The sequence below is a fragment of the Stenotrophomonas sp. 278 genome (genome assembly GCF_003935715.1).
Taxonomy (GTDB): Bacteria; Pseudomonadota; Gammaproteobacteria; order Xanthomonadales; family Xanthomonadaceae; genus Stenotrophomonas; species Stenotrophomonas maltophilia_AH.
In genome coordinates, this window is record NZ_RHPP01000143.1 from 1 (window position 1) to 9,929 (window position 9,929).

9 protein-coding genes are annotated in these 9,929 nt (G+C 66.1%); 6 read left to right on the forward strand and 3 right to left on the reverse strand.

Annotated features, from left to right (window positions below; genetic code table 11):
- Both EGJ34_RS18190 and EGJ34_RS18195 read left to right on the forward strand, forming a co-directional pair.
- Positions 1-1,175 (forward strand): sensor histidine kinase (locus tag EGJ34_RS18190; RefSeq protein ID WP_148100517.1); only part of this gene is annotated, 1,175 nt, incomplete at its 5' end.
- A 151-nt stretch (positions 1,176-1,326) separates the two neighbouring features.
- Positions 1,327-2,196, forward strand: a complete 870-nt coding sequence (locus EGJ34_RS18195) for a phosphatase PAP2 family protein (RefSeq protein ID WP_125361877.1) — start codon at positions 1,327-1,329, stop codon at positions 2,194-2,196.
- Between the two features lie 334 nt (positions 2,197-2,530).
- Here the strand turns inward: EGJ34_RS18195 and EGJ34_RS18200 are convergent, their stop codons facing one another.
- From EGJ34_RS18200 to EGJ34_RS18210, 3 genes are all read right to left on the reverse strand, one after another.
- On the reverse strand, positions 2,531-2,869 hold the full coding sequence (locus tag EGJ34_RS18200; protein ID WP_260477051.1) for an OmpA family protein: 339 nt from the start codon (positions 2,867-2,869) through the stop codon (positions 2,531-2,533).
- 17 nt (positions 2,870-2,886) lie between these two features.
- Positions 2,887-6,216, reverse strand: a complete 3,330-nt coding sequence (locus EGJ34_RS18205; protein WP_125361879.1) for a YadA-like family protein — start codon at positions 6,214-6,216, stop codon at positions 2,887-2,889.
- A 177-nt stretch (positions 6,217-6,393) separates the two neighbouring features.
- Positions 6,394-7,383: a helix-turn-helix domain-containing protein gene (locus EGJ34_RS18210; RefSeq protein WP_125361880.1), complete on the reverse strand. Its 990-nt coding sequence runs from the start codon at positions 7,381-7,383 to the stop codon at positions 6,394-6,396.
- A gap of 620 nt (positions 7,384-8,003) precedes the next feature.
- Here EGJ34_RS18210 and EGJ34_RS18215 point away from each other — a divergent pair.
- The 4 genes from EGJ34_RS18215 to cpaB form a co-directional block, all read left to right on the forward strand.
- Positions 8,004-8,210 (forward strand): Flp family type IVb pilin, encoded by a 207-nt coding sequence (locus tag EGJ34_RS18215; RefSeq protein ID WP_125361881.1) that lies wholly within the window; start codon positions 8,004-8,006, stop codon positions 8,208-8,210.
- Positions 8,211-8,327: 117 nt separating this feature from the next.
- On the forward strand, positions 8,328-8,873 hold the full coding sequence (locus EGJ34_RS18220) for an A24 family peptidase (RefSeq protein ID WP_125361882.1): 546 nt from the start codon (positions 8,328-8,330) through the stop codon (positions 8,871-8,873).
- Positions 8,870-9,334: a TadE family protein gene (locus tag EGJ34_RS18225; RefSeq protein WP_125361883.1), complete on the forward strand. Its 465-nt coding sequence runs from the start codon at positions 8,870-8,872 to the stop codon at positions 9,332-9,334. Before EGJ34_RS18220 ends, EGJ34_RS18225 begins: the two co-directional genes overlap by 4 nt.
- 31 nt (positions 9,335-9,365) lie before the next feature.
- The coding region (gene cpaB / locus EGJ34_RS18230; protein ID WP_125361884.1) for a Flp pilus assembly protein CpaB at positions 9,366-9,929 on the forward strand (564 nt) is incomplete at its 3' end.

Genomic DNA, 9,929 nt, shown 5'->3' on the forward strand with positions numbered 1-9,929 from the left:
GGTGGCACGCGGTCGCCAGCGGCGGTGCGCCCGGCGCGGGGCAGCACCTGCGCGCGTTTGCGCTTTCGCAGAGCGTCAGCTATCTGCTGATCACGCCCGCGGTGATCAACCTGGGCCGCAGCCTGCGCTCGCCGCAGCGGCGGCAGGGCTGGCATCTGAATACGGCTGCGATGGCGGTTGCGCTGCTGGCCCTGCTGACATTGCTCTGGACCGTGGATTGGCGCGACGGCGTGATAACGCCGCTGCTGTCGCTGGCCCCGGTCCCGATCCTGGTCTGGGCGCTGATCGTATTTGGCGTTGCGGGTGCCTCAGTGGGCGTATTGCTGGTTGCGGTACTGGGGACCGTGCTGGGCCAGTACGGCCTGGGCCCGTTCGGCTTCTGGGGCCCGCACCGCAATCTGCTCACCGCCCAGACCTGGACCATCGGTACCGGATTGGCGTTGCTGTTCCTTGGCGCGCTGTCGGACCAGAAAATGTCCAGCCGGATCAAACTGCACAAGGCCTACCAGCGCCTCGGTGAAGTCACCGGTCGCATGTTGGTGGTGCAGGAGGAAGAGCGCACCCGCATTGCCCGGGACCTGCACGATGATATCAATCAGTCACTGGCGGCCATTTCGATCCGCCTCAGTTCACTGCGGCATCATCTGCCCGACCGCGAACGCCCGATCGTGACCGAACTGCAGGACCAGCTGCTGGCGGTGTCCAACGACATCCGTTCGATCTCGCACGAACTGCATCCCAGCATCCTGCGCTTCACCGGGCTTGCCAGCGCTCTGGATGCGTTCTGCAACAAGCGCAACGCGCGCGGAAGCCTGCGCCTGTGCTGCAGCATCGACTGCGCCCCCCGGCTGGGCGACGACAGTGAGCTGAGCGTGTTCCGCATCGTCCAGGAAGCGTTGAACAACGTCGATCGCCACGCGAACGCCAGCGTCGCCGATGTGCGCATCACCGTGCACGGGGCCGAGGTGGTGCTGCGGGTGGACGACGACGGAGTGGGCATGCCCTCCTCGGCCAGCACCGGACGCGCGCCTGGCCTTGGCCTGATCAGCATGGAAGAGCGCGCCCGGCTGCTGGGCGGCACCCTGCAGGTCAGCCAGAGTCCGCTTGGCGGAACCCGCATCGAGGTCCGCTTTCCGGTACCCGGCACCCGTCCACAACCTGCGGCGGCCCAGTAGTTTTACTTAGACCGCATCAGTAGAACGCCGGTTGTCCCGGTTGGGGCCAGCTTGGAGAGTAAGCACAGCCATTCCGCACCCGTACGCCGGGGCCCTCCCTTACCGGGTGTACGGGTGCGGGGTGGTTGACCCCTGTCCATGGAAGGCCACCATGCGCACACCCAGCCGTCGACTGGCCCCCTTCAGCGTCGTGCTGGCCTGTTCCTTCCTGTCCGCGTGCGCGACGGGTCCATTGGAGTCACCGGCCGCCCCGGTACCGCCAACCGCGGCGGCCTCTTCCCCGGTTCCCGAGCTGCGTCCCGGCGTTCCGGCCGGCTACCTCGGCCGTAACCTACCTGACAGTCTGGCCCTTCTACCGCCGCCGCCCGCCAAGGGCAGTGCCTCATTCGCCCGTGATCAGGCCACGCACGCCGCCGCACGCAAGCTGCGTGGCACCCCGCGCCATGCGCTGGCCACGCGTGATGCCAATCTCGACTTTCCGCAGGTCGCCAGCACGTTCTCGTGCGCGCTGGGCGTTCCGGTCAACAAGGCCGACACGCCCCGCCTGTACCTGCTGCTGCAGCGGAGCATGGTCGACGCCGGCCTCGCAACGTATGCGGCCAAGGACCACTACAAGCGCACGCGACCGTTCGTGTTCTACAAGGAAAGCACCTGCGCACCCGGCGACGAGGAGGCCCTGCGCAAGGATGGCTCCTATCCTTCAGGGCATACGGCAGTGAGCTGGGCGTGGGCCTTGATCCTGACCGAACTGAGTCCCGACCAGGCCGACGCCCTGCTGGCGCGTGGCCGTGCCTTTGGCGAGAACCGGCTGATCTGCAATGCGCATTGGCAGAGTGATGTGCTGCAGGGCCGCGCAGTGGCAGCCGGCGCGGTCGCCAAACTGCATGCCAATGCGGACTTTCTCGCAGATATGAAAGCGGCGCGTGCCGAGATTGACGCGCTGCGTGGTGCGGGTGTTCCTGCGACCGACTGTGAAAGCGAAGCGGCTGCGTTGAAGGTGAAAATAGCCGGCGTCGAATGATTTCGTCGTACTGCTGCTGGATCTACCTGCTGCCAAAACTGATGACCTGGCTCGCTGCTCCCTCAGCGATGACGGGGGAGACATCCCGCGGCCGACAGCGAGCCAGGTCAAGCTCTGCACCCATGCGACCTGAACTGCATGCATGGATACGTATTCGGTCCAACGACTTTCCCCCTGTTACGGTGCGCACATTCGTCGCTTGCCCGTGATGCGGGTGTGATGGACTTGAAAACACATTCCTGAATTTTATTACGCGGCATTAACTTCTTTTCAAAGGCGTGCGAAAACAATTACTTGCAAGATATTTTACTGTCCGGTTTAGATTAACTTCCCACTATTTTCTGGCCAGTTGCGCGACACCGGAAATCTCCACGCGCCGGTTTGGCGCAAGGCAGTCGATCAGCGCGTCACCCGCCGGTTGTGTGCACGCCACCCGTGGCGCGGTTTCACCACGGCCTTCAGCCATGATTGCCGTTGACGGCACGCCGCCTGCAATCAGTGCCGCGCGCACCGCCTCGGCCCGACGCTGCGACAGATCCTGGTTGTAGTCGTCCGCGCCAATACGGTCGGTGTAGCCGGTGATCGCAATCATCTGTACCTCGCTGGCTGCTTTGGCCAGCGCCAGACCCAGCGAGCGCATCAGTGCAGTGTCGTGTGTGATCTGCGTTTTCATGGCTGTCTCCCCCGGACTCACCATTGGAAACCTGCGCCCACCGACACACCGCCCTCACCGCGGCTGTTGGTGGACCCGCTGGCCTTGAAGATGAAGCGTCCACCTTCGGACACGCCTGACAGGCCGACCGCCAGCCCCGACTCGCCGTTGTAGCTGCCCGCAGCCACCGCCAGCATGCTGCGCCCGGCCTCGGAAGGCTGCGGCAACCCCGCCGTTGCCATCGCGCTGGCAACGCCGGCCGAGGCCCGGTTGTCAGTACGGCGCAGATCACGGTCAAAGCCGCCCATGCGCTCATCGGTGTAGGCCTTGGACGCATCCAGGGTCTGGTTCATGCCGGCGCGCAGCTGGTCGACGTTGACCGCATCGGTGCCTGCGGTACCCGGCCCGACGTTGTGGACCATGGTGGTCCCGCCGCCCGGTGCGCCGAGAGTGACGCTGTTGTAGTTGGTGTCTCCCTGTACGTTGGTGTCGTAGCGCAGCGTGCCCTGCTGTGATGCCTGCAGCTGGCGCAGGTTGACCGCGTCGGTGGCCTCGGTGCCGTCGCCCACGTGTGTGATCTGACGGGTGGCGGAAGCGCTGCCCACCGACACCGCGTTGTCGCGGTCGGCGACCGAACCCGCTCCCAGCGCCACGCTGTTGGCGGCCGTTGCCGACGCGGTGTCGCCGATGGCAATGCTGCCGGCTCCGCTGGCACTGGCGACACCGCCGACCGCGATGCTGTCGGTGCCGCTGGCATTCGCTGCCGCTTTGCTTGAATTGACCTGGAAATACGGGCTGGAGGTGGAAGGCAGGCGCGGCATCTGGTTGATGCGCGTGTTGAGCGTGGTCAGGGAAGCATCCACCGCCTCGAAGGCCGAGGTCACGTCGGCGTAGGTCGCGCTGCTTGCGCTGCCACTGAGACCGAACGAGGATATGGAGAAGCTCGGTGGCGTCCATGCACCGGTACCGCCATCGAACGCGGTGCTGCCACCGAAGAAGGCCGCCAGCGTGCCGTGGGTCTGGAACAGCTGCCCGCCGTTGATCGCCTCGGTGCTGCTGGCGTTGACCTGCCCCGCGGCGACATTGCCGATCGCCACCCCTGCCCCGCTGCCATCACCGACCAGGCTGACCCGGTTGACGGCCTTGCCGCTGCCATCCACGTCGTACTTCACCGCCAGCCGGTCCACTGTGTCGGTCTGCTCGGCCACGTTGGCCAGAGACAGGCTCACTGCGTCGAACGCGCTGCCTACGTTGGTGTAGGTGCCCGGTGTGACCACGCCGGTGCTGGACACCGAATTGATCGTATAGGTCGGCGCGGTCACATTGCCGTTGGCATCGAGTGCAGAGCCACCGCCGAGATGCGTGGACACCGCCTGGTTGGCTGCGAACAGCTGCGCGCCGTTTACCGCATCGCTGCTGCCTGCATTGAGCGCGCCGGCCGCCAGGTTGGTCACCGTGGTCGGCCCCGCCCCGTTGCCCAGGGTTACCCTGGCGTAGTTCGGCTGGCCGGTGCCGTCGTCGTCATAGGACACCGCGAAGATGTCGGCTGCCGCGCTGATCTGCGAGATGGCTCCCTGCAGCTGCGCCACGTTCACTGCGTCGGTACCGGCGCTGCCGGCAGCCACATTGCTGATCTGGCGCTCGCCGCCGGCAAAGCCCACCGATACTTCACCCGCCGACACCTGCGAAGCCGTCAGGCCATAGGCCGAATACGCGGCCTGCGCGCCCCGGTCGGCCACGCTGCGGAAGCCCAGCGCGACGCTGTTGGCCTGGGTCGAACGCGCCTCAGCGCCCAGCAGCACCTGGCCATTGGCGGTGCCAACCGCACTGTCGCCCACCACCACCGAATGCCCCATGCGCGCTGCATAGTCGGCCGTGGGCACGCCGGTCGGATCGGTCGGGTCGTTCAGGCCAGCACCCGGGAAGGCCACATTCGCGTCGACCTGCGGCAGCTCATGTCGCGCGTTGGCTCCGATCACCACTTCGCGCGAGCCGTTGGCGTAGGCACCGTCGCCCATCAGCACCTGATAGTCCTGGGCCGGATTGAGCGCCCAGCAGTCGATGTCCGCCACCAGCAGATCCACGCACTTGCTGGCCCACGCCGGGGCCTGGCCCGGCAGGATGAGCCCGAGCAGGCCGTTGGGATCGCCGTTGTTGATGTTGTAGATATAGCTGTCAGAGGTGACGCCACCAATCAGGGTCAGGTGAGAGTTGCCGCCGGTGGTGGCCCCGTCCAGACCGCCGAGCAGCGTGCCGACCGGGCTCAGGTTCACGGTCGGTATGCCCAGCACGTTGGTGACCGAGTACGCCTGCATCACGTTGGCGCTGCTGACTGCAAGGTTGCCGTTGCGCACATAGCCATCGCCTCCCAGCAGGCCCTGTGCAGTGGGACCGACCAGTTCACTCAGACTGCCGGTGAGGCCCCCGGTTCCGATGATCAGCCCCGCGTTCGGGTCGCTGGCCACGGGAGCCTTGGGGCTTCCCGGCGGCAAGGCGTTGACCACGCCGCCGCCCAGCCCGTTGCCGACCGCTCCAACCAGGCCCCCAAGCTCACCCACCGTATTGCCCAGGCCAGTGCCCAGATCACCCAGCAGTCCCGAACCGGCGACGGTGCTGCCGACGTCCTGGACGACACCACCCACCACCGTGGCCAGGTCACCCACGCCACCGAGCAGGCCGCCCAGCAGACCTTCACGGTTGTTCTGCAGCGCACTGGCCTGCACGCTCACATCGGCCGCGACGAGCTTCTGGTTGCGGTCGGCGACCTGCACCTGCGCCTGCACGGCCTGCATGTCCGCGGTGCCGCCGATGTTCGCGGACACGCTGGCGCGCAACGAGGCGTCGGCATCCAGCGTGGCATCGACGTCGCCGTGCAGGTCGACGGCATCGGCCAGCTGGACTTCAACGGGCACATGCACGGCTGCCGCGACCGGTAACGCCGGACGGACACCGGCCGTGACGCCGGCGCGCACTGCGGCAGTGACGGGCCGTGGCGCGGGTGCTCCGGGCGATGTCGCACGGGCTCCCAATCCCACCTGTACATGGGCGGCAACGTCAGCCAGGGGCGACGTGGGGGGCGTGGCTGACGTTGCCGAAACCAGCGTCTTCAACGCCACATCGGCGTCGACCTGCACCGGCAGGTATTTGTCGGTGAGCGCCTGCAGGTCAGTCAGGGTCTGGTTGTCCGACGCCAGCGCCGAGCCACTGCCCAGCGCGCAGGCCAGGCCCAGCGCGAGCAGTTTCAATGGCACTTTCAGATGTACGACAACCGGACCGGCAACCAGGCTGCCACGCGAAGTGGCGATTTCCGAGACCACCACCAGGGCATTGAGCTGGTGGTTCCATACCAAACGGAAAATGCGGTTCATGATCACTCCCCCCGTTGGAGTTCTGACTGCGTGCCCGCCGGCACGTGGGAGTCATTACAGACGCTTGCGCGAACGCGGGGCACTTCATTCCGGCAGCACGAACGTGCGTTCCGGCAAGAGACGGCTGGAAACCGGCAGGCGAATGTACAAATCCGGCAGATTGCCGGAAACGTGCAGTCAGGCCGGATGGCCCATCGAGGCCGGCGCGCGCATCAGGATGTCGCGCGGCAGCTCGCCGAACACCCGACGATAATTGTCGGCAAAACGGGACAGGTCCCACAGCCCGCAGCTGAGGGCGACCGCCTTCACCGACTTGCGGGTGGCATCGGCGGTGGACAGCCCCCGGCATGCCGCACACAGGCGCAACATGGACAGATACCGGTTGGGCGAGGTGCCGAACAGATCTTCAAAGGCATAGCGAAGCGCGCGCTCGCTGACCCCGGCGGCGTCGCATATTTCATGCATGTAGATGTAGCGGCGCAGGTGCTGGCGCATGAAATTCTCTGCGCGCTGCGCAATCAGGTAGTGCGTGCGGCGGGCGCGGCTGCAGCTGGGACGCTCCTGCGACTCCGCGCCCAGCAGCGCCTGCACGTGGTCGTGCAGCAAACGCTCCACGGCGTCGTCAGGCAGCGACTGGTCACCTGTGCTCAACCACGCGGGCAGTTGCGCGTAGCGCTGCGCCAGGCGGGTAGCGCCATTACCGGTGTCGCCCATGAAGACCGAAAGCGCCTGGCCCGATGGCAGCGTGCTGCGCAGGGTCAGCTCGGCCAGCTTGCGTTGCAGTCGACGGGTGGGTGTCAGCAGCAGGCTCAGCTGCGTGCCGGCACTCAGGGAGAACTCGCTGATACCTTCCGGCAGCACGGTGACGGCCATGCCTGCCGTCAGCGGCAGACCATGGCACCAGCTGCGCTCGGGATCGGTGGCGTGAATGAAACCAAGCAGACACCAGTCCGGCGGCAGCATGAAACGACCACGAAACTGGAAACCGCAGGTTGCTGAAAAAAACAGGGACTCGTCGTGCACCTGCGATTGCACGCTGGCACGCGGACCGTTGGCATCCAGCAATACCAGTTCAATATCACATACGCGCAGCACGCCGCCCAGCGTCGCCAGGTCGAACGCCTTCAGCGGATTTACTCCAGCCGCCTCCCCCGCACCATCAACCATGACAGTGAAGCCCCCTTGTGATTCAACGTCCCGATTGCGCCGCCAGCGCGCCAGGCCTGTCCGCCAGTGGACGCGGCCAGTATGCCTTAATCACAGCGACGCAAATCAAACCGCCTGAGACATTAACTGACACATTAACCGTTAAGCCAAACCCCTGATTTCTGGCCGATTCTGCGTCAATTTTTCGACATCACAACGCATTCACAAAGATTATACGAACGCTTCACCGTCGGGACTTTACATCGGAGTTACCCGAGGTGTAGTTTTGCCACCGCGGTCACAGATAGAAACTCAAGTTCGTCACTGGAATGCCGTTTCTGTGCATTGCCAGGCAGGAAAATGTTCAAGAGTTAATGCAGCACAGCCCGGCATGTTCTTGGCGGAAATCCGGACTGACCACAAGGGGGATGCAATGCAGCAGCTTCATATCGCGTCGCGACAGCTCAGTCGCCGCCGCCCATCGGGTGCTCGCCACCCGCAGCGGCCGGACGCTCATTCCCTGTTGACCCATTCTGCGAGGTGCGGGCTTCGGCCCGGCGCAGTTCACGGGTTGCGTCCGCAAGACCGGCGCAGCCACTCCAGCAGCACAGTTGATTGATCGGAACAGGGAGAAGACCGTCATGAACGTTTCAATCCGCAGTTTTCTTGTCGAAGAAGATGGCGTTACCGCACTTGAGTACGGCCTGCTGGCCGCAGTGATCGCCGGCGTACTGGTGCTCGCCGGTCGCGAAGGCCTGACCGAGATGTTCTCCACGCTGTTCGGCAAGCTGAAAGATCTGGTGGAGAGCACCATCGACGGCACCGGCGGCGGCAGCACCACCACCTGATCCCTCCACGCCAGGCCTGATGGCCCTGTCCCATCGTTCGCCTTGGGCGCACGGTGATGGCGTCGTTCGGCCTGGCGGCGGGGGCACCGCACCGTCCTGCTCTGGAGGAGCACCCGGATGTCCTTTCTCGCCCTGCTCGCGCTGTTGTTGAGCCTGCGGATCGCGATCAGCGATCTGTATGCGCGACGCGTGCCCAATGCCTGGCTGCTGGCCGGCGCTGGCGGTGCCGCACTCGGACTGCTGGGCATGCAGCTGGCAGGGCGACCGGCCGAGGTCAGTGACCATCTTCTGGGTGCGGCAGCGGGGCTGGTGGCGCTGCTGCCGTTCCATCTGATCGGCTGGATGGGCGCGGGTGACGTCAAATATTTCGCCGTGCTGGGCCTGCTGCTGGGGCTGCATGCGCTGCTGCCGGTGTGGTTGGGGGCCAGCGCGCTGGCGGGCGCGCACGTGCTGTGCGTGGTCGGGCTGCCGCGTCTGCGTGCCTTGCTGCCGCTTCCTTTACAACAGCTGCAGGCACGGGCCGCACAGCAGTGGCGGCAGCACCCTGCCCTGGTACAGATGCAGCGCGCGCGCCAAGGGCGGGTGGGCATTCCATTCGCGGCCTATCTGGCCTTCGCCACGCTGGCCTGGGTGCTGTGGCCAGCCGCGGGAGCCGGCGTATGAACGCCAGACGCGCGCGAGGCGCGGCCACGATCGAATTCGCCTTCATGTTGATCTTCGGTCTGCTGCCGTTGCTGATGCTGACCTATACCGGGGTAATGATCATGGCGGTGCAGCAGACGCTGTCGCTGGCCGCCGCCGAAGGCGCACGCGCTTCATTGCGCTACGCCGCGCCCGACCAGCGACGCGCCGCCGCCTGTGAGGCTGCGCGACGGTCGATGCAGTGGCTGCTGAACTACGCCGGTCAATCACCGAACTGCGTCGCGGCCAGCGCAGCGCCCATCGTGGTGTCGGCCCCCACGCCGTGCAGCGGGCTGCCCAGCGCGCAGTGCATGCAGATTTCAGTGAGCTACGACTACCAGGCCAAACCTTTCCTGCCCGGCACCGGCCGCGTGTACGGGTGGGTGATGACGCAACCGATCCGCAGCACTGCCGTGGCGCAGCTTGACCTGGGAACACCGTGATGACGCTTCCCCTCTTCCAGGAGTCTTACCCATGCTCAAGCTGACCCGCCTGGCCGCGATGGGACTGATCGCGCTGGCCGTGGTGCTGGCATTGGCTGCCTTTGCGCTGAGCCGGCGCGCACCCGCATCCACCGTCGTTCCCGCCACCGCGGACAACGCGGTGCCACGCAGCGTGCCGGTGGTGGAGGCCAGCACCACGCTGCGTGCAGGGCAACCCATACGTGCTGCCGACCTGCGCATGGGCGCAGCCGCCACGGCACCGGCCGGTGCGTACACCAGCGTGGCCGAAGCGGCCGGCGCGGTGCCCGTGCGTGACCTGCCCGCAGGCAGCGCGCTGGATCGCGGACTGATGGCGCAGGGCTACGCGCTGCGGCTCAACCCGGGCGAACGTGCGCTGGCAGTGCCGGTCGATGAACTTGTCGCCGCCGGCAACCGCATTCTGCCGGGCGACTACGTGGATGTGTTCCTCAACCTGCGCGCGCCTTCCGGAATCAACACCGACGGCCAGGCCCAGGCGCGCCTGCTGCTGTCGCGCCTGCGCGTGCTCAGCTACGGCGCGACCGACACCGCTCCCGGCGCTGCGGCGACCGCGACC

What these genes read in the sequence shown, in the direction of transcription:
- EGJ34_RS18225 (WP_125361883.1), top strand. Translation starts at nt 8,870, where the DNA reads ATGAACGCCAGACGCGCGCGAGGCGCGGCCACGATCGAATTCGCCTTC.
- EGJ34_RS18205 (WP_125361879.1), bottom strand. Translation starts at nt 6,216, where the DNA reads ATGAACCGCATTTTCCGTTTGGTATGGAACCACCAGCTCAATGCCCTG.
- EGJ34_RS18195 (WP_125361877.1), top strand. Translation starts at nt 1,327, where the DNA reads ATGCGCACACCCAGCCGTCGACTGGCCCCCTTCAGCGTCGTGCTGGCC.
- EGJ34_RS18220 (WP_125361882.1), top strand. Translation starts at nt 8,328, where the DNA reads ATGTCCTTTCTCGCCCTGCTCGCGCTGTTGTTGAGCCTGCGGATCGCG.
- EGJ34_RS18210 (WP_125361880.1), bottom strand. Translation starts at nt 7,383, where the DNA reads ATGGTTGATGGTGCGGGGGAGGCGGCTGGAGTAAATCCGCTGAAGGCG.
- EGJ34_RS18215 (WP_125361881.1), top strand. Translation starts at nt 8,004, where the DNA reads ATGAACGTTTCAATCCGCAGTTTTCTTGTCGAAGAAGATGGCGTTACC.
- EGJ34_RS18200 (WP_260477051.1), bottom strand. Translation starts at nt 2,869, where the DNA reads ATGAAAACGCAGATCACACACGACACTGCACTGATGCGCTCGCTGGGT.